28 protein-coding genes and 1 pseudogene are annotated in these 21,707 nt (G+C 75.3%); 11 read left to right on the plus strand and 18 right to left on the minus strand.

Annotated features, from left to right (window positions below; genetic code table 11):
- Positions 1-46 precede the first annotated feature (46 nt).
- On the minus strand, positions 47-1,042 hold the full coding sequence (locus ACI79G_RS06100; protein WP_456880246.1) for a helix-turn-helix domain-containing protein: 996 nt from the start codon (positions 1,040-1,042) through the stop codon (positions 47-49).
- Positions 1,043-1,144: 102 nt separating this feature from the next.
- Here ACI79G_RS06100 and ACI79G_RS06105 point away from each other — a divergent pair, with 102 nt between their 5' ends.
- Both ACI79G_RS06105 and ACI79G_RS06110 read left to right on the plus strand, forming a co-directional pair.
- Positions 1,145-1,330, plus strand: a complete 186-nt coding sequence (locus tag ACI79G_RS06105) for a hypothetical protein (protein WP_456880247.1) — start codon at positions 1,145-1,147, stop codon at positions 1,328-1,330.
- A 10-nt stretch (positions 1,331-1,340) separates the two neighbouring features.
- A complete protein-coding gene (locus ACI79G_RS06110) occupies positions 1,341-1,550 on the plus strand; it encodes a DUF3072 domain-containing protein (RefSeq protein ID WP_091213618.1) in 210 nt (69 codons plus the stop codon).
- A 57-nt stretch (positions 1,551-1,607) separates the two neighbouring features.
- Here the strand turns inward: ACI79G_RS06110 and ACI79G_RS06115 are convergent, their stop codons facing one another.
- Positions 1,608-2,288, minus strand: a complete 681-nt coding sequence (locus ACI79G_RS06115) for a winged helix-turn-helix domain-containing protein (RefSeq protein ID WP_456880248.1) — start codon at positions 2,286-2,288, stop codon at positions 1,608-1,610.
- A complete protein-coding gene (locus ACI79G_RS06120) occupies positions 2,285-3,514 on the minus strand; it encodes a sensor histidine kinase (RefSeq protein WP_456880249.1) in 1,230 nt (409 codons plus the stop codon). The genes ACI79G_RS06115 and ACI79G_RS06120 overlap by 4 nt, the downstream gene beginning before the upstream one ends.
- A gap of 225 nt (positions 3,515-3,739) precedes the next feature.
- Here ACI79G_RS06120 and phoU point away from each other — a divergent pair, with 225 nt between their 5' ends.
- Positions 3,740-4,399, plus strand: a complete 660-nt coding sequence (phoU, locus tag ACI79G_RS06125) for a phosphate signaling complex protein PhoU (protein WP_456880250.1) — start codon at positions 3,740-3,742, stop codon at positions 4,397-4,399.
- Between the two features lie 88 nt (positions 4,400-4,487).
- On the opposite strand, the gene ACI79G_RS06130 is transcribed toward phoU, so the two are convergent.
- The 6 genes and pseudogenes from ACI79G_RS06130 to mshA form a co-directional block, all read right to left on the minus strand.
- Entirely contained in the window at positions 4,488-5,255 is a 768-nt protein-coding gene (locus ACI79G_RS06130) for a phosphoglyceromutase (protein ID WP_456880407.1), read from the minus strand.
- Positions 5,256-5,295: 40 nt separating this feature from the next.
- A complete protein-coding gene (locus tag ACI79G_RS06135; RefSeq protein WP_456880251.1) occupies positions 5,296-5,598 on the minus strand; it encodes a hypothetical protein in 303 nt (100 codons plus the stop codon).
- A 10-nt stretch (positions 5,599-5,608) separates the two neighbouring features.
- Complete coding sequence (locus ACI79G_RS06140; RefSeq protein WP_456880408.1) at positions 5,609-6,850, minus strand: MFS transporter; 1,242 nt, start codon at positions 6,848-6,850, stop codon at positions 5,609-5,611.
- A pseudogene (locus ACI79G_RS06145) lies at positions 6,790-7,116 on the minus strand (MFS transporter); the annotation flags it as partial. The pseudogene ACI79G_RS06145 and the gene ACI79G_RS06140, both read right to left, overlap by 61 nt.
- A gap of 77 nt (positions 7,117-7,193) precedes the next feature.
- Positions 7,194-7,736, minus strand: coding sequence for a YbjN domain-containing protein (locus tag ACI79G_RS06150; protein WP_456880252.1), 543 nt, complete (start codon positions 7,734-7,736; stop codon positions 7,194-7,196).
- 76 nt (positions 7,737-7,812) lie between these two features.
- The gene (gene mshA, locus ACI79G_RS06155; RefSeq protein ID WP_456880253.1) at positions 7,813-9,165 is read right to left on the minus strand and encodes a D-inositol-3-phosphate glycosyltransferase; all 1,353 of its coding nucleotides are present in this window, start codon (positions 9,163-9,165) and stop codon (positions 7,813-7,815) included.
- 82 nt (positions 9,166-9,247) lie between these two features.
- On the opposite strand from mshA, the gene ACI79G_RS06160 reads away from it, so the two are divergent.
- Together ACI79G_RS06160 and ACI79G_RS06165 are read left to right on the plus strand one after the other, a co-directional pair.
- Positions 9,248-10,033, plus strand: coding sequence for an SDR family oxidoreductase (locus ACI79G_RS06160; protein ID WP_456880254.1), 786 nt, complete (start codon positions 9,248-9,250; stop codon positions 10,031-10,033).
- A 4-nt stretch (positions 10,034-10,037) separates the two neighbouring features.
- Positions 10,038-10,532: an N-acetyltransferase family protein gene (locus tag ACI79G_RS06165; protein ID WP_456880255.1), complete on the plus strand. Its 495-nt coding sequence runs from the start codon at positions 10,038-10,040 to the stop codon at positions 10,530-10,532.
- Between the two features lie 57 nt (positions 10,533-10,589).
- Here ACI79G_RS06165 and ACI79G_RS06170 read toward each other — a convergent pair whose 3' ends face one another.
- Positions 10,590-11,645: a UDP-N-acetylmuramate dehydrogenase gene (locus ACI79G_RS06170; RefSeq protein WP_456880256.1), complete on the minus strand. Its 1,056-nt coding sequence runs from the start codon at positions 11,643-11,645 to the stop codon at positions 10,590-10,592.
- Between the two features lie 33 nt (positions 11,646-11,678).
- On the opposite strand from ACI79G_RS06170, the gene ACI79G_RS06175 reads away from it, so the two are divergent.
- The 5 genes from ACI79G_RS06175 to ACI79G_RS06195 all read left to right on the plus strand — a co-directional run bounded on the left by ACI79G_RS06175 (position 11,679) and on the right by ACI79G_RS06195 (position 15,875).
- The gene (locus ACI79G_RS06175; RefSeq protein ID WP_456880257.1) at positions 11,679-12,584 is read left to right on the plus strand and encodes a class I SAM-dependent methyltransferase; all 906 of its coding nucleotides are present in this window, start codon (positions 11,679-11,681) and stop codon (positions 12,582-12,584) included.
- Positions 12,585-12,813: 229 nt separating this feature from the next.
- Positions 12,814-13,950, plus strand: coding sequence for an EAL domain-containing protein (locus ACI79G_RS06180; protein WP_456880258.1), 1,137 nt, complete (start codon positions 12,814-12,816; stop codon positions 13,948-13,950).
- A 46-nt stretch (positions 13,951-13,996) separates the two neighbouring features.
- Positions 13,997-14,173, plus strand: coding sequence for a DUF1059 domain-containing protein (locus tag ACI79G_RS06185; RefSeq protein ID WP_456880259.1), 177 nt, complete (start codon positions 13,997-13,999; stop codon positions 14,171-14,173).
- 33 nt (positions 14,174-14,206) lie between these two features.
- Positions 14,207-14,965 carry a maleylpyruvate isomerase N-terminal domain-containing protein gene (locus ACI79G_RS06190; RefSeq protein ID WP_456880260.1) on the plus strand — a complete coding sequence of 253 codons (759 nt, stop codon included), beginning with the start codon at positions 14,207-14,209 and terminating at the stop codon, positions 14,963-14,965.
- A 46-nt stretch (positions 14,966-15,011) separates the two neighbouring features.
- Positions 15,012-15,875: a spermidine synthase gene (locus ACI79G_RS06195; RefSeq protein WP_456880261.1), complete on the plus strand. Its 864-nt coding sequence runs from the start codon at positions 15,012-15,014 to the stop codon at positions 15,873-15,875.
- On the opposite strand, the gene ACI79G_RS06200 is transcribed toward ACI79G_RS06195, so the two are convergent.
- Positions 15,865-16,377 carry an O-acetyl-ADP-ribose deacetylase gene (locus ACI79G_RS06200; RefSeq protein ID WP_456880262.1) on the minus strand — a complete coding sequence of 171 codons (513 nt, stop codon included), beginning with the start codon at positions 16,375-16,377 and terminating at the stop codon, positions 15,865-15,867. The two genes, ACI79G_RS06195 and ACI79G_RS06200, sit on opposite strands and share 11 nt — an antisense overlap.
- A 23-nt stretch (positions 16,378-16,400) precedes the next feature.
- Here ACI79G_RS06200 and ACI79G_RS06205 point away from each other — a divergent pair, with 23 nt between their 5' ends.
- A complete protein-coding gene (locus ACI79G_RS06205; RefSeq protein ID WP_456880263.1) occupies positions 16,401-16,607 on the plus strand; it encodes a PspC domain-containing protein in 207 nt (68 codons plus the stop codon).
- Positions 16,608-16,617: 10 nt separating this feature from the next.
- Here ACI79G_RS06205 and ACI79G_RS06210 read toward each other — a convergent pair whose 3' ends face one another.
- The 7 genes from ACI79G_RS06210 to ACI79G_RS06240 form a co-directional block, all read right to left on the minus strand.
- Positions 16,618-16,905, minus strand: a complete 288-nt coding sequence (locus ACI79G_RS06210) for a DUF2516 family protein (protein WP_456880264.1) — start codon at positions 16,903-16,905, stop codon at positions 16,618-16,620.
- Between the two features lie 250 nt (positions 16,906-17,155).
- A complete protein-coding gene (locus ACI79G_RS06215) occupies positions 17,156-17,896 on the minus strand; it encodes a hypothetical protein (protein WP_456880265.1) in 741 nt (246 codons plus the stop codon).
- Positions 17,893-18,405 (minus strand): helix-turn-helix domain-containing protein, encoded by a 513-nt coding sequence (locus ACI79G_RS06220; RefSeq protein WP_456880266.1) that lies wholly within the window; start codon positions 18,403-18,405, stop codon positions 17,893-17,895. Before ACI79G_RS06220 ends, ACI79G_RS06215 begins: the two co-directional genes overlap by 4 nt.
- 86 nt (positions 18,406-18,491) lie before the next feature.
- Positions 18,492-19,436 (minus strand): asparaginase, encoded by a 945-nt coding sequence (locus tag ACI79G_RS06225; RefSeq protein WP_456880267.1) that lies wholly within the window; start codon positions 19,434-19,436, stop codon positions 18,492-18,494.
- 89 nt (positions 19,437-19,525) lie between these two features.
- Positions 19,526-20,083, minus strand: a complete 558-nt coding sequence (locus ACI79G_RS06230; RefSeq protein WP_456880268.1) for an RsiG family protein — start codon at positions 20,081-20,083, stop codon at positions 19,526-19,528.
- Positions 20,084-20,112: 29 nt separating this feature from the next.
- Positions 20,113-21,219: a CAF17-like 4Fe-4S cluster assembly/insertion protein YgfZ gene (gene ygfZ / locus ACI79G_RS06235; RefSeq protein WP_456880269.1), complete on the minus strand. Its 1,107-nt coding sequence runs from the start codon at positions 21,217-21,219 to the stop codon at positions 20,113-20,115.
- Positions 21,219-21,698: a Fur family transcriptional regulator gene (locus ACI79G_RS06240; protein WP_456880270.1), complete on the minus strand. Its 480-nt coding sequence runs from the start codon at positions 21,696-21,698 to the stop codon at positions 21,219-21,221. Before ACI79G_RS06240 ends, ygfZ begins: the two co-directional genes overlap by 1 nt.
- Positions 21,699-21,707: the final 9 nt, after the last annotated feature.

Here is a 21,707-nt window from a genome sequence, read left to right on the forward strand (position 1 = left end):
ACGGATCCGGGCCCCCGAGCGTGCGAGACCGCCGATCTCGCCGGGTTCACGCGGCGCGGTCGTCGTCCACCGCGGCGAGCGCGGCCCGGAAGGTCTGCCGGTAGGCCCGCGGCGACACCCCGCGCCGGCGGGTGAACTGCTCGCGGAACCCGGCGGCGGTGCCGAAGCCCACGAGCCGGGCGATCTCCTCGACCGGCGCGTCGCTCTCCTCGAGCAGCGCCTCCGCGGCCGCGAGGCGGCGGCCGAGCAGCCAGGCGTGCGGGGTCGTCCCGGTCGTCGCCTTGAACCGGCGGGCGAAGCTGCGCGGGCTCATCAGCGCGCGGCGGGCGAGCAGCTCGACGCTGAGGTCGTCGGCGAGGTGGCTCTGCGCCCACTCCAGGACGGCGCCGAGCAGGTCGTCCTCGCACTGGGCGACGGGTGCGTCGATGAACTGCGCCTGCCCGCCGTCGCGGTGGGGTGGCACCACCATCTCGCGCGCCAGCGCGTTGGCGGCCGCGGCGCCCCACTCCCGGCGCACGAGGTGCAGCAGCGTGTCCACGCCGGCCGCCGTCCCGGCGCCGGTGAGGATCCGGCCGTTGTCGACGTAGAGCACCGAGGGGTCCACCTCCACGGCGGGGTGGCGGGCGGCCAGCTCGCCGGCCCACTTCCAGTGGGTGGTGACCCGCTTGCCGTCGAGCAGCCCCGCCTGGGCGAGCACGAACGCGCCCGTGCAGTGGCTGATGAGCGTGGCGCCCCGGGCGTACGCCTCGCGGAGGGTGTCGAGCAGCACCGGCGAGGGCACGCGGTCGAACAGCTCCCACGCCGTGATCGAGATGATGTCGGAGTGGGCCAGGCGCTCCAGTCCGTGCTCCACCGTGATGGGGATGCCGGTGTCGGTGCGCAGGACACCGGGCGACTCGCTGACCAGCGCGAAGTCGAAGCGCGGCAGCCCCATGTGCCGACGGTCGTAGCCGAAGACCTCGGCGCAGACGCCGAGGCCGAAGCTGCCGACGAGACCGTCGGCGACGACCACGCTCACCACGAGGGGACGGTCGGTGCTCATGCGCACATCATGGCAGGAAATCTGCGACAGCGGTCACTTCTGCCACTCGTGCCGGCGGCCACCCGGGAGCACGCTGCTCGTGTGTTGCTGATCACCTGCCCCGTGACGAGGACCGACGAGCTGGTCGCCGACCGGCGCATCCGCTCGGTGGTCAACCACCCGACCCACATCGCGCTGCACGTCGAGTGCCCCTGCGGCGGCGTGCACGTGTACCGCACCGGCCGCCGGTGGGAGGCCGCCCGCCGTGCAGCCGCGGCTCGACCTGCGCCGGAGCTCACCCCGGCCTAGACTCGAACACATGAGCGAACCCACCGCGAACGACGACCGCAGCGCCCAGAAGGACCCGTCCGACTGGGTGACCGGTGACGAGCCGGCCACCGGCGCGCAGAAGAGCTACCTGCACACCCTGGCCCGCGAGGCCGGCGAGGACGTGCCGGACGACATCTCCAAGGCCGACGCGTCGCGCAAGATCGACGAGCTGCAGGACGAGACCGGCCGGGGCAACTGACCTCGGCCGGCCCGTCCGGCACCTGGCCGCGGAGTCAGCCGGTGGGCCGACGACGTGTCACGCCTCCAGCTTGTAGCCCAGACCGCGGACGGTCACCAGGTACTTGGGGTTGGCCGGGTCCGGCTCGATCTTGGCGCGCAGCCGCTTGACGTGGACGTCGAGGGTCTTGGTGTCGCCCACGTAGTCCGAGCCCCACACCCGGTCGATGAGCTGGACCCGGGTGAGCACCCGCCCGGCGTTGCGCATGAGCAGCTCGAGCAGGTCGAACTCCTTGAGCGGCAGGGCGACCGGCTCGCCGTCCACCGAGACGACGTGCCGTTCGACGTCCATGCGCACCGGGCCGGCCTCCAGGGCGGAGTCGGCCGGTGCCTCGACGTCGCCGCGGCGGCGCAGCACCGCGCGGATGCGGGCGACCAGCTCGCGGGCCGAGTACGGCTTGGTGACGTAGTCGTCGGCGCCGAGCTCCAGGCCGACCACCTTGTCGACCTCGGAGTCCTTCGCGGTCAGCATGATGATCGGCACGCCGCTGCGGGAGCGCAGCTGGCGGCAGACCTCGGTGCCGGGCAGCCCCGGCAGCATGAGGTCGAGGAGCACGATGTCGGCACCGCCGCGGTCGAACTCGGCGAGCGCCTCCGGCCCGGTGGTGGCCACGACCGGGTCGAACCCCTCCTTCCGCAGCATGTAGGACAGCGCTTCGGAGAAGGACTCCTCGTCCTCCACGACCAGCACTCGGGTCATGACCGTCCTTCCGGGGCGTCAGCGGCGGACGGGCCGCCGGCCAGGTCGTGCTCGGCCGGCGCGTCGCCGGCGGGTTCGGGTGCGGCTCGAGCCAGCGGGATCCGCAGGGTGAAGGTGGAGCCGAGGCCCTCCTCGCTCCACACGCTCACCGAGCCGCCGTGGTTGGTGGCCACGTGCTTGACGATCGCCAGCCCGAGGCCGGTGCCTCCGGTACGGCTGGCCCGGGACTGGTCCACCCGGTAGAAGCGCTCGAACACCCGCGAGCGGTCCTCGCGCGGGATGCCGATGCCGCTGTCGGTCACGGTGATCTCCGCGAAGCCGGCGCGGGCGCGGGCGCCGACGGCGATCCGGGTGTTCTCGGGGCTGTAGCTGACGGCGTTGGCCAGCAGGTTGGTGACCGCCGTGGCCAGCTGCGACTCCACGCCGCGCACCACCAGCCCGCCCTCGCCGCCGGAGACGATGGTGATCTGCTTGGCGGTGGCCGCCAGCTTGGTGCGGTCGACCGCCTCGGCGATGACCGTGTCGACGTCGACCGGCACGAGTTCGGGCAGCGGCTCGCCACCCTGGAGCCGGGACAGGTCGATGAGCTCGCGGACCAGGCGGGCCAGCCGGTCGGCCTCGTGCGTCATCCGGCTGGCGAAGCGACGCACCGTCTCCGGGTCGTCGGCGGCGTCCTCGATCGCCTCGGCGAGCAGCGACAGCGCCCCGACCGGGGTCTTCAGCTCGTGGCCGACGTTGGCGACGAAGTCCCGGCGGACCGCCTCCACCCGGCGCGCCTCGGTCACGTCCTGCAGCACCAGCGCCACCGGCCCGGGTGCCGGGCCGGAACCACGCTCCAGCCGGACGCCGAGCACCCCGACCTGCCGCGGCCCCCCGCCGACCACCGAGCCGGGCAGCGACACCTCGGCGCGACGCCGGCCGTCCTCGCGGACCGCGCGGGCCAGCTCCAGCAGCTCGGGGACCAGCAGCCGGGTCTGGCGGACGACGCCGAGGGAACGGGCCGCCGGGTTCGCCAGCAGGACCACGTCATCGGCGTCGAGCAGGACGATGGCCGGGTCGATCAGGTCGAGCAGCCGCCGGGACAGGACCGCCTCGGGGGCGGGGCCGTCGGACGGGGCGACCCGCTCGGGGTCGGGACGGCGCGGACGCACCAGCAGCGTGGCGACCAGGACGCCGACCACCAGGCCGACGACGACGCCGACCAGCAGGGCGACCGACGAGCTCACGGGGCCGATGCTAGGCCGGACGGCCGCCGGGACATCCCTCGTACGGGTGACCGAGACACCCCGGACCGTGACTGTTCACGTCCCGGTGTCCACCCGTTCACCGACGAGGCCGAAGTGGGTCGACAGACGGTCCTACCCTCGGGGTCCAGAGATCGTCGGGGCCTCGAGCAGCGGGTACCCCGGAGCGTTGGGCCACGGCCGACAGGGCCGGCGAGGAGGACGACGGTGCGGCAGCACTACCACGAGGAACTCGAAGACATCAACAACTGCCTGGTCGAGATGGCGAACTCGGTCGGGTCGGCGATGAGCAAGGCCACCACCGCACTCCTGGATGCCGACATCGAGCTGGCGAACCTGGTGATCGAGGGCGACGAGCACATCGACGCCACCCGGGAGAGCATCGAGCAGCGGTGCTTCACCCTGCTGGCCCGGCAGGCACCGGTCGCCACGGACCTGCGCACCATCACCGCGGGGATGCGGATCATCAGCGACCTCGAGCGCATGGGTGACCTCGCCGTCCACGTCGCGAAGCTGGCGCGGATGCGCTTCCCCGAGCATGCGGTCCCGCAGGAGCTGCGGCCGATCTTCATGCAGGCCGGGCACGTCGCCGAGAGTCTGGTGACGCAGACGGCGACCGTGATCGCCAAGCTCGACGTCGAGGCGGCCGCCGCGCTGGAGGCCGAGGACGACCTGATGGACCAGTTGCACCGGCAGCTGTTCAACGAGCTGCTCGTCAAGGACTGGCCGCACGGCATGGAGGCGGCCATCGACATCACCCTGCTGGGCCGCTACTACGAGCGCTTCGCCGACCACGCGGTCAGCGTCGCCCGCCGGGTGGTCTACCTGGTCACCGGTGAGCGGGAGATGCACGCGACGGCCGACTAGTACGACCAGCCGGCCCACCGGCCGACGTCGTCGTCCGCTCACGGCAGAGGCCCCTCCCCGGACCGGGAGGGGCCTCTGCCGTGAGCTGCTACTTCTTGCCCTGGTTCTTGACGGCCTCGATGGCGGCGGCCGCGGCCTCGGGGTCGAGGTACTCACCACCGGGCTTGGTCGGGCGCAGGTCGTCGTCCAGGTCGTACCGCAGCGGGACGCCGGTGGGGATGTTGAGCCCCACGACCTCGTCCTCGCCCATGCCGTCGAGGTGCTTCACCAGCGCCCGCAGGCTGTTGCCGTGCGCGGCGACGAGCACGGTCAGGCCCGCGCGCAGGTCCGGCACGACCGCGTCGTACCAGTACGGCAGCATCCGGACGACGACGTCGGCCAGGCACTCGGTCTGCGGGCGCACCTCCGGGGGCAGCATCGCGTAGCGCGCGTCGCCGTCCTGGGAGTACTCGCTACCGGGCTCGATGGGCGGCGGCGGGGTGCTGTAGGAGCGGCGCCAGACGGTGAACTGCTCCTCGCCGTACTCGGCGAGGGTCGCGGCCTTGTCCTTGCCCTGCAGCGCGCCGTAGTGCCGCTCGTTGAGCCGCCAGGAGCGCTTGACCGGGATCCACTGCCGGTCCGCGGCGGCCAGCGCCAGCTCGGCGGTGGTGATCGCGCGCTTGAGCACCGAGGTGTGCGCCACGTCCGGCAGCAGGCCGTGCTCGGCGAGGAGCTCACCACCCCGGGCGGCCTCGCCGCGGCCCTTCTCCGACAGCGGCACGTCCACCCAGCCGGTGAACAGGTTGGCCTTGTTCCACTCGCTCTCGCCGTGGCGGAGCAGCACGAGAGTGCCGGGGCGGGTCTGGGGCGAGGACATCGTCACGCGGCCATCCTGCCCGACGCGGACCCGGTCGGTCTCACCCGACGAGCAGCGGCCACAGCAACCAGGCCTCGAACGCCGCCGGCGGCAGCAGGCCGGTGAGCAGCCACGGGCTGCGGACGGGGCGGTCGACGCCCCAGCGCAGCGCCGCGACGGCGGCCACGCTGCACGCCGCGCCGGCGGCCAGCCAGAGCAGGGTGCCGCCCAGGTCGACGACGAGCAGCTGGGCGAAGGTCAGTCGCACCGCGCACAGCAGCAGCGGGTACACCAGCGCGGTGGCGGCCAGCAGACCCACGAGGGCCCGGACCTGCCGCTGCCGCTGACCGGGACCCTCCTGCACCGCCGTCACGCTAACCGCTGGCGGGCGCCCCGGCCCCGGACCGGGCGCGTCGTCCCGGCAGCCAGGCCAGGACGACGACGGCGGCCAGCGCGGTGGCCAGCGCCGTCCCCACGGCGGTGAGGTGCATCGCCGCGACGAACGCCTCCCGGGCCGGGTCGACCAGCCGGCCGGCCGCGTCGGCGGCCTCGGGGTCTCCGCCGGCCAGTGTCTGCCGCACCGCGCCGAGGGTGGCCACGAGCGAGGTGCTCGCCTCTTCGCGGAGGTCGGCCGGCAGCGCGTCGACGGCGTCGCCGAGCCGGGCCGCGTAGGCGTTGGCCAGCAGCGACCCGAGGATGGCCACGCCCAGCGCACCGCCGACCTGGCGCACCGAGTTGTTCACCGCGGCGCCGGCGCCGGCCTTGTGCCGGGGGACGACGGACATGATCGACTCGGTCGTCGGCGCCATGACCGTGCCCATCCCCAGGCCCTGCACCGACAGGATCACCAGCAGCAGCACCAGCGGCGAGGTCTCGTCCAGCAGCCTGAAGCCGCAGACGGCCGCCGTCAGCAGACCGGACCCGGTGCCGACGACGGCCTTGGCGCCGAACCGCTCGGCCAGCCGCGAGCTGCCCGGCGCCATGACCGCCATGCCCAGCGCCATCGGGATCAGCGCGGCGCCGCTGACCAGCGGGCCGTACGCGAGCACGCCCTGCAGGTAGTAGACGAGGTAGAAGGTCGCGCCCATGAGCGCGAAGAAGTTCAGCCCCAGGGCGGCTGCGGCCGCGGAGAAGGCCGGGTTGAGGAAGAGCGTGACGTCCAGCGCCGGGTGGGCCGAGCGGCGCTGCAGCCAGACGAAGAGCGCCAGCAGGGCCAGCCCGCCGAGCAGCGGCACGAGGACGCCGGGCGAGCCCCAGCCGGCCCCCGAGCCGCCGTGGATGATCCCGTAGACCAGCCCGGCCAGCGCCAGGACCGACAGCAGCACGCCGGGCACGTCGAGCCGGCCCGGCGACGGGTCGCGGGACTCGGGGACGACGAGCAGCGTCGCGACGATGCCGAGGAGCGCGACCGGCACCGCGATGAGGAAGATCGCGCCCCACCAGTAGTCCTCGAGGACCGCGCCGCTGGCCAGCGGGCCGCCGGCGACGGCGACCCCCCGGCGCCCGCCCAGACGCCGATCGCGCGGCCGCGCTCGCCCGGCGGGAAGACGTTGGTGATGACCGCCAGGGTGGTCGGCTGCACCGCCGCGCCGCCGATGCCCATGACCGCCCGCCAGGCGATCAGCTCGCCGGGGCTGCTGCTGAACGCGCCCAGCAGCGAGCCGGCCGTGTAGACCGACAGGCCGATGAGCAGCACCCGGCGCCGGCCGATCCGGTCGCCGATGACGCCCCAGGAGAAGAGCAGGCCGGCGAAGACGAGGATGTAGGCGTCGATCGCCCACTGCAGCTCACCCTGGCTGGCGCCCAGCTCGCGCTGCAGCGTGGGGATCGCGACGTTGAGGGTCGTGTTGCCCATGATCACCACGAGCAGGCAGACCGTCATGGTGGCCAGCACCCACCACCGGCGGGCGTGGCCGGGCCGCTCCTCGGCGGCCTCGGTGAGCGACCGTTCGGTCGCCGTCACGCCCCGCCGTCCGGGGTCCCGGCGGCGCGGGACCTCCGCCCCGGGTCGACGAAGTCGGCGAAGGCCTCCAGGTTGCGCAGGGACTCCCCCCGCTTGACCCGCCACTCCCACTCCCGCCGGATCGACGTGCCGAAGCCGATCTCGAGCATGGTGTTGAAGTGGTCGTCGGCGTAGCTGAGCACCGCCCCGAGCACGCGGTCGAGCTCGTCGGGCGTGACCGCCGCGTGTGGCAGCCGGCCGGTCAGGTAGACGTCGCCGACGCTGTCGATCGAGTAGGCGACGCCGTACATGCGGGCGTTGTGCTGCAGCAGGTAGGTCCACAGCTGCTCGCGGTTCTCGTCCGGCTGGCGGCAGACGAAGGCCTCCACCCGCAGCGCGTGCTCGCCGACGATCAGCCCGCAGACGGTCTTGAGCTTCTGGGTGCCGGGCAGGTCGACCAGCCAGCGGCCGGGCGCCGGGTGCTCGTGCACCAGCTCGCTGTCGCGCAGCGTCTGCTCGATGACCGCGTCGAGCTCGGCGACGGTCCGCTCGCGGCTCACCGCGCCTCCCGTTCGCTGCCGCGCGGCGCTCCGCTCCTCGCTCGTTCCTCGCTGCGGTGCTCACGCCCCCGTCCGCTCACTGCGCCACCTGTGCGCCGAGCGCCCGCACCCCGCCCAGCGCCCAGGCCGGGCGCAGCAGCGTGCCGGGGGCCGGCCTCTGGGATGCCATGGCCATCTCCTCCGCGGCGGCCGTGTACGCGGCGACCAGGCTGTCGACGGTGCGCTCCCAGGAGAAGGAGGCCGCGTGCCGGCGTGCGCCGGCCGACAGCAGCTCGCGGCGGGCGAGCACCGCGCGGATGGCGGTGGCGTAGTCGGCCGGGTCCCGGCCCTCGACCAGCACCCCGGAGACGCCGTCCCGGACGGCCGTGCGCAGCCCGCCCACGGCGGCCGCGACGACCGGCGTCCCGCAGGCCTGCGCCTCCAGGGCCACCAGGCCGAAGGACTCGTTGTGGCTGGGGACGACGGCGACGTCCGCGGCGCGGTAGTGCTCGGCGAGCCGCTCGGTGTGCACCGGCGGCAGGAACCGGACGAGGTCGGCGATGCCCAGCTCGGCGGCCAGCTGCTCCAGCTGGCGGGGAGCCTCCAGCCCGGTGCCGCTGGGCGCGCCGACGACGTGCACCTGCAGCCGGTCGCGCAGCGCGGGGTCGTCGGCGAGCATCCGCGCGGCCGCCTCGAGCAGCAGGTCGGGGGCCTTGAGCGGCTGGATGCGGCCGACGAACAGCAGGACGACGGCGTCGTCGGCGATGCCGAGGCGGCGGCGGGCCGCCGTCCGGTCGCCGGGGGTGAAGCGGTCGAGGTCCACCCCGGGCGGGACGACGAGGGTGCGTCGCAGGTCGGCACCGTAGTGCTCGACCAGCTGGCGGGCCTCGTCATCGGTGTTGGCGACCAGCCGGTCGGCCTCGGCGGCGACCTGCTCCTCGCCGATGACGCGGGCCCGCGGCTCGGGCCGGTCGCCGGCGGCCAGCGCGGCGTTCTTCACCTTGGCCAGGGTGTGCGCGGTGTGGATGAGCGGCACGCTCCACCGGTCGCGGGCCAGCCAGCCGACCTGGCCCGACAGCCAGTAGTGCGAGTGGACGACGTCGTAGTGGCCCGGCTCGTGCTGGGCCTCCTCGCGCAGGACGGCGGCGGTGAAGGCGCACAGCTGCGCGGGCAGCTCCTCCTTGCCCAGGCCCTCGAACGGGCCGGCGCTGACGTGCCGCACGGTGACCCCGGGGCTCATCTCGACCACCGGCGGCAGGTCGCTGGAGGTGGCGCGGGTGAAGACGTCGACGGCGATGCCGCGCTCGGCCAGCCGCCGGGAGACCTCGACGACGTAGACGTTCATGCCGCCGGCGTCGCCGGCACCGGGCTGGTCGAGGGGGCTGGTGTGCACCGAGAGGGTGGCCACCCGCCGGGGCACGGCCGAGCGGGGACGGCGGCGAGCGGCCACGTGCGACCTCCCGCCTCGCTCCCAGGGCGCCGGGAGGCACCCGCTCGACATCGCAGTCTGCAACAGCACCAGGATGGGTCGCATGCCCGGCCCCTCCGCCCAGTCTCCCCCCGTACCCGCAGGTGCGCCCGGTGCGGGCCGGACCGCCGTCGTCACCGGCGCCTCCAGCGGCATCGGCGCGGCCACGGCCCGGAGGCTGGCGGCGGAGGGCTTCGACGTCGTCCTCGGGGCGCGGCGCATGGACCGGCTGACGGCACTGGCCGCGGAGATCGGGGCCCGGGCGCTCCCGCTGGACCTCACCGACCCCGACTCGGTGACGGAGTTCGTCGGCGCCCTCGGCCCGGTCGACGTGCTGGTCAACAACGCCGGCGGCGCGTTCGACGCCAGCCCGGTGGCCGAGGCCGACCTGGACTCCTGGGCCCGCACCTACGAGGTCAACGTGCTGGGCACCGTCCGGCTGACCAAGGCATTGCTGCCCAGGCTGATCGACTCCGGCGCCGGCGACCTGCTGTTCGTGGGCTCGACCGCGGGGCTGGTCAGCTACGAGGGCGGCGCGTCCTACACGGCGGCCAAGCACGCGGTGCACACGCTGGCCGAGACGCTGCGGCTGGAGCTGTTCGACCAGCCGGTGCGGGTGGCCGAGATCGCGCCCGGCATGGTGCGGACCGAGGAGTTCGCCCTCAACCGGGTCCGGGACCGGGAGCGGGCGGAGGCGGTCTACCGCGGCGTGCGGGAGCCGCTGGTGGCCGAGGACGTCGCCGACTGCATCGCCTGGACGCTCACCCGCCCGCACCACGTCAACGTCGACCTGCTCGTCGTCCGCCCCCGGGCGCAGGCCGCCCAGCACAAGGTGCACCGCGAGGGTTGAGCCGGTGCTGATCCGCGAGGCGACCGACGGGGACTGGCCGGCGATCCACCCGTTCTTCCGGGCCGTCGTGGACGCCGGGCACACCTACGCCTACCCGGAAGGGCTCTCCCTGGAGGAGGCCCGGCCGCTCTGGATGGAGCAGCCGCCAGGGCGGACCGTGGTCGCGGTCGACGGCGAGACGCTGCTCGGCAGCGCCAAGATGGGCCCGAACCGGCCGGGCCGGGGGTCGCACATCGCGACGGCGAGCTTCCTGGTGGACCCGGCGGCGCAGGGCCGCGGGGTGGGCCGGACGCTCGGCGAGCACGTGGTCGGCTGGGCCCGCGACGCCGGCTACCGCGGCATCCAGTTCAACGCCGTCGTCGAGACCAACACCCCCGCCGTCTCGCTGTGGCGGTCACTCGGTTTCGTCGTCGTCGGCACGGTCCCCGGCGCGTTCCACCACCCCGAGCACGGCTACGTCGGCCTGCACGTCATGTTCCTCGATCTCGCCGAGGTGTGACCTCCCCGTCGTGCCGAGGTGGCGCCTGGAGGTTCCCCCGACGAACGACGGACGGGCTCAGCGCGAGCCGGGGACGGCACCTGGCCGCGGTGTCGGCCCGTGGGCCGACGGTGTGATCGCCGTGGGCTCGCGCTCCAGGGTCACGCCGAAACGCTCCTGCACCGCGGAGATGATCTTCTCGGAGAAGGCGAGCAGTTCCTCGGCGGTCGCCCCGGGCTCGGTGGTCAGCGCGAGGCTGTGGCGGGGCGAGGTCCCCACGCGCCCGTGGCGGGTGCCGCGACCGAAGCCGGCGTGCTGCACCAACCAGGCGGCGCTGAGCTTGACCATGCCGTCCCCGGCAGGCCAGCTCGGGCAGCCCTCGACCGCGCGCTGCACCGGGACGACGGGGTTGGTGAAGAACGAGCCCGCGCTGCGGCTGGTGGGGTCGGCGAGGTCCCATACCATGCCCTTGCCGCGGCGCAGCTCCAGCACGGCGGCGCGCACGTCGGCCAGCGGGACCCGCTCCCCCACCTCGACGCCGAGGGTGCGCGCCAGCTCGGCGTAGCCCACCGGCCGGGACAGCTCCCCCGGCTCCAGCCCGAACGAGACGGTCAGGACGACGTACCGGCCGGGCTCGCGCTTGAGCCGGCTGTCCCGGTAGGCGAACCCGCAGTCCTCCGGGGTGAGCACCTGCTCGGCCGACCGCACGCGGTCCCAGACGCGGACGGCGGTGATGACCTGGCCGACCTCCTGGCCGTAGGCGCCGACGTTCTGCACCGGCGTCGCCCCGGTCGAACCGGGGATGCCGGACATCGCCTCCATGCCGGCCAGCCGCTGCTCGACGGTGTACGCGACCAGGTCGTCCCAGGGCTCGCCGGCCTGCACGACCAGCCGGCTCCCGTCCCGCTCGACGCCCCGGCTGCGCACCACGACCACGTCACCGGGCCACCCGGCGTCCGGGGCGATCAGGTTCGAACCACCGCCGAGGACCAGCAGCGGACGCCCGGCGGCGTCGGCGTCGCGGACGGCGGCGACCAGGTCCTCGGGGTCGGAGACCTCGACCAGCCGGTCGATGGGCCCCCCCACGCCGAGGGTCGTCAGCTCCGCGAAGCGGGCGTTCCGTCGGACCTGCACGGCACCACGCTAACCGCGACTACGCTCCGGACCGTGAGAGGACCCCGTCCTGCCCGCCCCTCGCACCCTCGGGGCGGCACCCGGGACGGGGCCGCGGCAGGTGATCACAAGGGCCGGGCCAGCCTCCCGAGGAAGGCCGACCCGCGCCTGGCCGCCGGCCGGGCCCGCGCCCTGGGCCTGCCGACGCGCGGCACCACGAACGCCAACCGGCTGCGCCGGGTCGACCGCTGGCTGCTGGCCACCCAGGTGCCGCGGCTGCGCGACGCCGCCCGGCCGCTCGTGGTCGACCTGGGCTACGGCTCGTCGGCGGTGACCACGCTCGAGCTGGCCGACCGGCTGGGCCCGGAGGTGCACGGTCTCGAGGTGGTCGGCCTGGAGATCGACCCCGAGCGGGTGGCCGCCGTCGCCGCCGACCGCGATCCGCCGCGGGTCGACTTCCGGGTGGGCGGCTTCGAGCTCGCCGGGCTGCGCCCGGTGCTGGTGCGCGCGTTCAACGTGCTGCGCCAGTACGACGAGGAGTCCGCTGCCCAGGCCTGGCAGACGATGTGCGCCGCGCTCGGTCCCGGAGGACTGCTCGTGGAGGGCACCTGCGACGAGTGGGGACGCCGCTCGGCGTGGGTGGCCCTCGACGCCGACGGGCCGCTGACCCTGACGCTGTCGGCCCGGGTGTCGGACCTCGACCGGCCCTCCGACCTCGCCGAGCGGCTGCCCAAGGCGCTGATCCACCACAACGTGCCGGGCCAGCCGGTGCACGAGTTCCTCCGGGCGCTCGACACCGCGTGGGCCACCGCGGCCGGGCTCTCGACCTTCGGCCCCCGCCAGCGCTGGACCGCGGCGGTGGAGTCGCTCGCCGAGCAGGGCTGGCCGTTCGTCGGCTCCAGCCGTCGCTGGCGGCACGGCGAGGTCACCGTGCGCTGGTCCGCCGTCGCCCCGGTCTGAGCGCGGCCGCACCCCGCGGGAGCGCCGCAGGACCGCCCGCCGGACCCGCTGACGGGCGACACAGCACCTCTGACCTGCCCGCCCTCGGCGCCGTCCGGGGAGGCGTCCGGCAGCTGCGGCGGGAGGGGTTCCGATCCGCTACCGTCCGTACATGCGGGGCGACGGAGTCGGACTGCGGAGATAGGACTGCGGGCACCACCATGCACCTGCTGACCCCCGACGCCGGGCCATGACGCCCGCGAGGGCGTCGGCCGAGTGGCCCCGACGGCTGGAGTCGGTCCTCGCCGACCCGTCGCTGCTGCGACTGCTCTTCCAACCGATCGTCGACCTGCGACGCGGCGTCGTCGCCGGCTACGAGACCCTGGCCCGCTTCTGCGAGCCCGACGGGAAGCCGAGCCGGGTGGGCCCCGACCGCTGGTTCGCCGCCGCAGGCGCCCGGGGCACCGGGGCACGCTTGGAGGGCCTCGTCGTCCGGCGCTGTCTGGAGCTGTTGCGCACGGTGCCGCCCAACTGCTTCCTCACCGTCAACGTCAGCCCGCACCTGCTCACGGACCCTGAGCTCGCCGACACCCTCCTGGCCGTCCCGGACCTCGCTCCGCTGGTCCTCGAGCTGACCGAGCACCAGGACGTGACCGAGCTGGATCCCCTCATCGACCTCCGCGACCGGCTCCGCAGCCGTGGCGCCCTCCTGGCGGTGGACGACGCCGGGTCGGGCTACTCCGGTCTCCAGCAGATCGCCGCCATCAAGCCCCAGATGGTCAAGCTGGACCGGGCGATCGTGTCCGGGGTGGACGGCGACGAGGTGAAGCTGGCCCTCACCGAGCTGCTCGGCGAGTTCGCCGGGCGGATCGACGCCTGGCTGCTGGCCGAGGGCATCGAGGCATGGGGGGAGGTGGAGGCGCTCCTCCGCCTGGGTGTCCCCCTCGGTCAGGGCTGGCTCTTCGGCCGCCCCGGTCCCGCCTGGCCCCGACTCGACCCGGGGACGGCCGCCCCGCTGCGCTTCCGGTCGGCGAAGGCCCGTCTGGTCGAGCACGTGGCGAGCCTGGTCGAGGAGGTGCCCGTCGAGGGCGGGCCGTCGGGAGGCGTGGTCCCTGATGACCAGTCGGGGCTGCGCGTCGACTCCGCCGGCCGGCCCGTGGCGCTGTTGCTGCCGCGCCGTCGGGACGACGACGAGCCGGGGCACCGGATCGCCCCGGTGAGCCTGCGCGTCCCCGCGCTCGCCGGGGTCCGTGAGGTCGCCCGGCGTGCCGCGGCACGCCCCGAGCACTCGCGCTTCGACCCGATCGTCTGCGTCGACGACGTCGGCGTCGCGGTCGGCGTCGTCCGCGTCGAACGTCTCCTGCTACGGCTCGCCGCCGATGGGTAGGAGCCGGCAGGACCACCGATCCGTACCAGCACCCCCGAGGGAAACCGTGAAGCAGTTCTCCTGTGGCGACGTCGTCCCCAACTGCACCCGACAGTTCATCGCCCCCACGGACGAGGAGATCCTGGCCGCCGTCGCCGAGCACGCGCGCACCGACCACGGCCTCACCGAGATCCCGCAGCACCTCATCGACCAGGTCCGGGAGCACATCCGCAGCGACTCGTGACCTCGCCGGCGGCCCTCCGGCACCATGGGCGCCGTGACGGTCGAGGAGCGCCTGCGGCGACGGTGCACCGAGGCCGTCGTCGAGGAGGGCGAACGGTTCGGCGTCCTCGCCCAGGAGGTCGACGCCGGTCTGACCGCGGCACCCGGCCTGCACGCACCGGTCCCCTGGGTGCCTGCCTGGACGATCCGCGACCTCGTCGGACACCTGGGCGCCGTCCACCGCTGGGCGACCGCGATCGTGCGGGCCGGCACCACCGACCGGCCCGCCGCACCACCGCGGCCGCCGGACGGTGGCCTGCTCGACTGGTACGCCGCGGGCCTGGCCGACCTGGTGCACGCCCTCCGCGACACGCCCCCGGACGCCCCGGCCTGGCACATGAGCCCGGCGGCCGGGAAGACCGCCGGCTCCTGGGTCCGCCGGCAGGCGCACGAGCTCGCCGTCCACCGCATGGACCTCGAGGTCGCCGCGGGCCTGCCGGTCACCGCGGTGGACCCGGAGCTGGCCGAGGACGGCGCCGACGAGGTGCTGCGCGTCGTCGTCCCCCGGTGGGCGCACGTCGAGCCGGTGGTCTCCGCCACGGCGGCGGTCGTCGTGCGCAGCACCGACACCGACCGGGTCTGGACGGTGCGGGTCCGCCGCGGGGACGTCGAGGTGCACGAGGGGGACGCCGGCGCCGCCGACGCCCGGCTCGAGGCACCGGCCGGTCAGCTGCTGCGCCGGCTGTGGGGCCGCCCGGCCGAGGTCACGGTGACCGGCGACCCGGCCGCCGAGGCGCTGCTGCGCGGCCGGTGAGGGTGCCGGGCAGGATGGCCGGCGTGCGTCCCGTCCCCGTGGCCCGATGAGCCGTCGCAGGCAGGCCGAGCCCGTCGTCCCGCCCGGTCCCACGCCCGTCGACGGCGGCACCGCCGAGCTGCTCGGGGACGCCGACCGCGACGGCTCCTGGGTCCTCGTGGTGGACGGGACGCCGCAGTCGCACGTCGACCTCGAGGACCCGACCCACCTGGAGTTCGAGTACGTGCGCCGGATGGGCCACGTGCTCGACCTCGCCGCCGCCGACGGCCGGCCCATCGACGTCGTCCACCTCGGCGGCGGCGCGCTGACCCTCCCCCGCTACGTCGCGGCGACCCGCCCCGGTTCCCGGCAGCGGGTCGTCGAGCTCGACCAGCCGCTCACCGAGCTGGTCCGTGCGCACCTGCCGCTGCCGCGCGACGCCCGCGTCCGGGTGCGTGCCGCCGACGCCCGGGAGGGACTGGCCGCCCTGCCGAGCGCCAGTGCGGACGTCGTCGTCAGCGACGTCTTCACCGGAGCCCGCACGCCGGCGCACCTGACCAGCGTCGAGTACGTGCAGGAAGCGCACCGCGTCCTGCGGCCGGGGGGCTCGTTCGTCGTGAACGTCGCCGACGGCCCGCCGCTGCGCTTCGCCCGCACCCAGGTGGCCACGCTGCGCGCGGTCTTCGCGCACGTCTGCCTGCTGGCCGAGCCGGGCACGCTGCGCGGCCGCCGCTTCGGCAACCTGGTCGCCGTCGCCTCGGACGCCGAGCTGCCGATCCCCGCGCTGGTCCGCCGCTGCGCCGCCGACCCGATGCCCAGCAGGGTGGTCGAGGGCGCCGACCTGGACCGCTTCGCCGGCCGGGCCGGGCCGGTGCACGACGTCGATGCGGTCGCCTCCCCCGAGCCCCCGGAGGGCGTCTTCAGCCGCTGAGCGCGGCCTCGAAGGCCGCCAGCGCGCGGTCGTCGAACAGCACGAACCGCACCTCCTGGACGTGCTGCACCGCGGCCGCGCGGACGCCGGCCACCGCCTGCACCGCGGCGTCCTCCAGCGGCCAGCCGTAGACCCCGGCCGAGATTGCCGGGAAGGCCACCGACCGCGCGCCCAGGCCGTCGGCCACGCGCAGGCTCTCGGTGTAGCAGGAGCGCAGGACGGCGGAGCGGTCCTCGTCGGCCGACCAGATCGGGCCGGCGGTGTGCACCACCCAGCGGGCGGGGAGCCGGCCGGCCGTCGTCGCCACCGCCTGGCCGCGCGGCAGCCGGCCGCCGGGCAGCCGGGCCTTCAGCGCGCGGCACTCGGCCAGGATGTCCGGCCCGCCGGCCGCGTGGATGGCGCCGTCGACCCCGCCGCCACCGAGCAGCCCGGGGTTGGCCGCGTTCACGACGACGTCGACGTCGGCCTGGGTGATGTCGCCGCGGACCGCGCGCAGGAGCACGTCCCGACCGTAGGGTCGGGGGCATGACCCCGCCCGCCCGCCTCCCGCTCCGTCGCGACACCCAGAACAAGGTCATCGCCGGTGTCTGCGCGGGGATCGCCCGGCGCTACGGCATCTCGCGGACCGGCCTGCGCCTGGCGTTCGTGCTCTCCTGCGTGCTGCCCGGTCCGCAGTTCATCGCCTACCTGCTGCTGTGGATCGTGATCCCGAAGGACACCCGGGGCTGGTGAGCCCGGCGGCTCACCAGCCGCTGCCGCCCCGGCTCAGGCCACGGACGGCCGGCCGCACGTCGACCAGGTAGACGATCGTGGCGATGACGGCCGGCAGCCCGAGGAAGCTCATCGGGCCCATGAGCAGGATCACCAGCAGCGACAGGCCGAGGATGGCCGCCCACCCGGGCTTGGTCAGCTTGCCGGCCGCGACGTAGCCGGCCGCCGGCCGGACGAGCGCGTCGACCAGGGCCCATGCCGTGATTCCCAGAGCTGCGAAGAAGAGCACGTCGAAGACGAGACCCTGGAAGCTCAGCATGCCCGGCAGGGTACCCGCGCAGCGGCGTCCGGCCACGGTGCCGCGACCCCTCCGGGGGAGGCCCGGACACGGCAGGGCCCCGGAGCGCTGTGCGCAGCTCCGGGGCCCTGGGTCGAGCGGGGGCCGGTCGCGGCCCTCCGTGGCCCCCGTCCAGGGGCCCACCGGCCCCTGCAGGCTCCCGCCGCGAGCTTGCGAGTGGCGGGAGGCAGGGAGTCCTTCTACGGAGGGTGGGGAGGACGGGGGTCCTTCCTCAGTTGTCGCGCTTGGTGGTGCGGGTGCGGGTCACGCGGGCGGAGGTGCCGGCCGGGGTCGACTTGCGGGCCGCGGAGGTCTTCTTGGCCGCGGCGCGCTTGCGGGCCGGCTTGGGGGCCTCGGGCTCCTCGGCCGACTCCAGGGTCGCCTTGGCCGACGCGGCGGCCTCGTGCGTGGCCTCCTCGGCGGAGTCGATGGCCTTCTCCGCCTTGGCCGCCGTCTTCTGCGCGATCGAGGTGACCTCGTTGGAGGCCTCGGCGACGGTCTCGGCGGTCTCCTCGAGCACCTCCTCGAGGGTGTCCTCGACGGCGTCCACGGCGCGCTCGGCGCGGCCGACGACCTTGCGGACGACGGGCTGGCGACGCAGCTCCTCGACGACCTCGGCACCGCGGACGGCGAGGGTCTCGATGGTGGCGACCGTCTGGGTGCGGGCGGTGCTCACCAGGCCGGCCACCGTGCTGGCGACGGCGTCGGGGCGGACGGCGGAGGCGACGTGCTGGGCCGAGGTGCGCGCGGTCCGGACGGCCTCCTCGGCGCGGGTGCGGGCCTCCTTGGCGGCCAGGTCGACCTGCACCTGGGCCTCGCCGGGCAGGGCCTCGACGCGCGAGCGCAGGGTGCCGACGACGGCGCGGGTGCGCTCGACGGCCAGGTCGCCGGCGCCGACGGCGGCCAGCAGGACCTGCTTGTTCTGGACGGCGACGGTCTCGCCGTACTTCTTCAACGTGTCGGTGGCGGTCATGCCGACTCCTTCGCGGAACGGTTCGGGGTGGGGTCTGTGGGGTCTGCCGGGGCGGACGCGCTCGTGGCGTGCTCCCGGACGTAGGTCTCGTAGAGCTCGAGCAGCACGGCCTTGTGCCGCTCGGAGAGCGACGGGTCGGCGCGGATCGCCGCCACGGTGTCCGGGTTGCCGTCGCGTCGGTCGAGGATCCCGGCCTGCTCGTAGAGCGTCTCCGCCGAGATCTTCAGGCCCTTGGCGATCGCGGCGAGGATCTCCGCCGACGGCTTGCGCAGCCCCCGCTCCACCTGCGAGAGGTACGGGTTGCTCACCCCGGCCGTGCGGGCGAGCTCGCGGAGGGACACCCGGGCGGCGTTGCGCTGCTCACGGATGAACTCCCCGACCTGGGAGCCGGTCGCCGAGACCTTGGAGCGCTCGGCGGCCACCGTCTCCGCGACGCTGCTCGCGACCTGGTCGACCACGCCACGGACGGTGGTCACCTGCCCGCGGACGAAGTCGCTCGGGTTCTGCACACCCCGACGCTAGGCCGGGGTGCTAGCTGTTGCAAGCGGAAGAGCTAGCACCCCGCCGTGAACCGCCTCACACCCGGCGTGTCGGCTCACCCCGGCAGCGCTGCGGCTGCTCGCACCTCCCCGACCACGCCGTCCCCACCGGAGACCGGCGCCAGCGACCAGGGGGCCAGCTGCTCGGCCGGGACGCCGAGGTACCGCAGGCCGGCGCACAGGGCGGGCGTGCGGCCGCGCTCGCTCCCGTCGTCCAGCTTGAGGGCGACCGCGCCACGGCCGGGCAGCGCGGCGACGTGCACGCCGTCGGCACCGCCCTTGACCAGCAGGCCGTCGACGGCCCGCATGAGGTCGGTGTCCTCCCGGCCGGTGCCCGCCACGTACCAGGGGTGTGCCCGCATCGCGTCGGCGACCGCCCGGTCGGACGTGCCGGCGGCGGCCTCGACCAGCGAGGCCACGCCCCGCGCCAGGCCGGCCAGCGGCAGCCCGTGCTGCGGGGCGCCGCAGCCGTCGACGACGACCGCCGCCACCGGCGTGCCCGCGGCCTCCCCGAGCCGGGCCTCGACCGCCTGCTGCAGCGGGTGCTCCCGCTCGAGGTAGCCCTCGGTGGGCCAGCCGGCGGCGACGCAGGCCGACAGCATCGCCGCGTGCTTGCCCGAGCAGTTCATCGCCAGCCGCTCGGGCGCCCGTCCCGCGGCCAGCCAGGCGGCGCGGGTGGCCTCGTGCGCGGGCAGCGCCGGCGGGCAGCCGAGGTCGTCGGGCGAGAGCCCGACGGCGGCGAGCATGCCGGCGACCAGCTCGCGGTGGCCGTCCTCGCCGGAGTGCGAGCCGGCGCCGATGGCCAGCTCCTCCGCCGAGCGCGGCGCCCAGCCGGCGCCCAGCAGCGCGGTGGCCTGCACCGGCTTGTTCGCCGAGCGCGGCAGCACCGGCCGCTCGACGTCCCCCACGGCGGACAGCACCGCGCCGTCGGGGCCGACCACGACCAGCGAGCCGCGGTGCACCGACTCCAGGAAGCCCGAGCGCCACACCTCCACCAGCACCGGGTTGTCCGGCCACGGTGACGCACTGGAACGGCCACCCTCCAGGGTCCCGCGCCGAGCCTGCGAGGCGTGAGGGGGAGGGTGGTCCTTCACCGGCCCTCGTCGGCGAGCAGGGCGGCGACGTCGGCCTCGCCGTTGCGGTACCGGCGGCCCAGCTCGGCGGCCAGCCCGTCCATGACCTGCTGCACGCCGCGGCGGCGCTCGGACAGCGACCCCTCGGCCGCGGCCAGCGCGCGGGCGGCCTGCTCCAGATCGGCGTCCGACAGCTCGGGGACCGCCGACAGGTCGACGCCGGGGGTCAGCGAGTTGACCCAGCTCTCGTACTCCTCCGGCGCGGCCGGCTGCACGGTCTGGTGCCGGCCGAGGCCGTGGGCCGGTCCGCGGCCCTTCTCGGCGAGGATCTCCGGGAGCAGGTCGACCAGCGAGCGGCCGTCGTGCTCGGCGCGGCGCTGCAGCTCGCGGCGCACGATGTCCAGCCGGCCCTGCAGCAGCCGCCGGGTGTAGGAGAGGTTGACCTCCTCCTGCTCGGCCTGGCGGCGCAGCCGGCGAACGTCGGCCATCGGTCGCTGCACGGCGGCCTCGAGGAAGCCGGGGTCGAGCAGTGCGTCGACGGCGGCACCGCCGGCGCGGGTCGGTCGGGGGGTCACGGGGCGGGCCTCTCCGGAGGGGCGAGCGGTCACCGGGGGATGGTCCCAGATCGCACGGCCTGGACCCGTTCACGCGCCGCAGCCACCGTGTCGTCGAGCGCGGCCGGGGCGTCGTCGGGGTCGATCGCGGCCCGGGCGCCGGCCACGGTCAGCTCGGCGTCCATCGCCACCGACTGCTTGACCAGCGCCAGCGCCACGACACCGAGCTCGTGGTGGCGGACGACGGAGCCGATCCGGCCGACGTCGCGGGAGCCGAGCTGCACCGGCGTCCCGGTCGCGGGCAGCTGCTCGGCCAGCCCGTCGAGGTGCAGCAGCACCAGCCGGCGCGGCGGGCGGCCGAGGTTGTGCACCCGGGCGACGGTCTCCTGACCGCGGTAGCAGCCCTTGGCCAGGTGGACGGCGCTGGTCAGCCAGCCGGTCTCGTTGGGGATGGTGCGGTGGTCGGTGTCGACGCCCAGGCGCGGCCGCCGGGCCTCGACCCGCAGCGCCTCGTACGCGTCCACGCCGGCGGGCGCGGCCCCGACGGCGAGCAGGGCGTCGGCGCGGGCGGCCAGCTCGGCGCGCGGCACCAGCAGGTCGACGACGGGCGCGCCGTCCCCGATCGGCGGCATCCGGCGCACCCAGCCGCCGCCGTCCAGGGCGAGCACCGCGTACGGCGCGGCGGGGACCGGCAGGCCGGCGGCGGCGAGCACCGCGTCGCCGCGCGGGCCGACCAGGGACAGCAGCGCCCACGCGTCGGTGACGAGCGCCGGCTCGACGCGGAGCATGAACCGCATCCGCTCCAGGTACGCCTGCAGTGCCGCGCCGGTGCCCGGCTCGACGTCCACCCAGGTGGTGCCGGCGAGCTCGGCGAGCACGAGGTGGTGCTCGACGTGCCCGTTCGGGGAGAGCTCGAGGGCCTCCGCGCCGGCGCCGTCGCCGAGCTGCGCGAGGTGCTGGGTGAGCAGGCTGTGCAGCCAGGTCAGCCGGTCGGCGCCGGGGACGACGAGCACGTCGCGGTCGCTGCGGTCGACCAGACCGGCGCCCTCGGCGAGCTCGCGCTGCTCGCGCAGGGGGCTGCCGTAGTGCGCCGGGACGGACCCGTCCTCCACCGGGACGGCGCCGGGGCGCGAGAGCAGGGGGCTGGGGATGGACATCAGGACTCCGATCCGGCTCGGTCGCGGCACGCGCGGCACGTCCCCGACAGCGCGACGTGCCCCACGTCCAGCTGGAAACCCAGGTCGGCGGCCAGACGTTCCGCCGCGCCGTCGAGCAGGGCCGGGTCGACCGAGGAGACCTCCCCGCAGCTGGCGCACACGACGTGCAGGTGCGGGTGCTCGGCGGCGTGGTAGACCGGCGCGCCCTTGCCGAGGTGGGTGTGCCACACCAGCCCGAGCCGCTCGAGCAGCTCGAGGTTGCGGTAGACCGTCGAGGTGTCCGGCGCCGCGCCGTCCGGGCCGGCCTCCTCGCGCAACCGGGTGGCGATCTCCTCGGGGGTGGCGTGCTCGAGCGCGGCGACCGCGGCGAGTACCCGCTGGCGCTGGGTGGTCAGCCGCAGCCCGCGGGCGCGCAGCCGCTCGGCCAGCGGAGCCACGTCGCCGGGCGCGGCGTCGGGGTGCGGGTGCGGGGCGGGCACGCCGTCCAG

The sequence above is a fragment of the Geodermatophilus sp. SYSU D00779 genome (assembly GCF_054050595.1).

What these genes read in the sequence shown, in the direction of transcription:
- ACI79G_RS06100 (WP_456880246.1), bottom strand. Translation starts at nt 1,042, where the DNA reads ATGAGCACCGACCGTCCCCTCGTGGTGAGCGTGGTCGTCGCCGACGGT.
- ACI79G_RS06110 (WP_091213618.1), top strand. Translation starts at nt 1,341, where the DNA reads ATGAGCGAACCCACCGCGAACGACGACCGCAGCGCCCAGAAGGACCCG.
- ACI79G_RS06115 (WP_456880248.1), bottom strand. Translation starts at nt 2,288, where the DNA reads ATGACCCGAGTGCTGGTCGTGGAGGACGAGGAGTCCTTCTCCGAAGCG.
- ACI79G_RS06130 (WP_456880407.1), bottom strand. Translation starts at nt 5,255, where the DNA reads ATGTCCTCGCCCCAGACCCGCCCCGGCACTCTCGTGCTGCTCCGCCAC.
- ACI79G_RS06160 (WP_456880254.1), top strand. Translation starts at nt 9,248, where the DNA reads ATGCCCGGCCCCTCCGCCCAGTCTCCCCCCGTACCCGCAGGTGCGCCC.
- ACI79G_RS06180 (WP_456880258.1), top strand. Translation starts at nt 12,814, where the DNA reads ATGACGCCCGCGAGGGCGTCGGCCGAGTGGCCCCGACGGCTGGAGTCG.
- ACI79G_RS06195 (WP_456880261.1), top strand. Translation starts at nt 15,012, where the DNA reads ATGAGCCGTCGCAGGCAGGCCGAGCCCGTCGTCCCGCCCGGTCCCACG.
- ACI79G_RS06205 (WP_456880263.1), top strand. Translation starts at nt 16,401, where the DNA reads ATGACCCCGCCCGCCCGCCTCCCGCTCCGTCGCGACACCCAGAACAAG.
- ACI79G_RS06210 (WP_456880264.1), bottom strand. Translation starts at nt 16,905, where the DNA reads ATGCTGAGCTTCCAGGGTCTCGTCTTCGACGTGCTCTTCTTCGCAGCT.
- ACI79G_RS06215 (WP_456880265.1), bottom strand. Translation starts at nt 17,896, where the DNA reads ATGACCGCCACCGACACGTTGAAGAAGTACGGCGAGACCGTCGCCGTC.
- ygfZ (WP_456880269.1), bottom strand. Translation starts at nt 21,219, where the DNA reads ATGTCCATCCCCAGCCCCCTGCTCTCGCGCCCCGGCGCCGTCCCGGTG.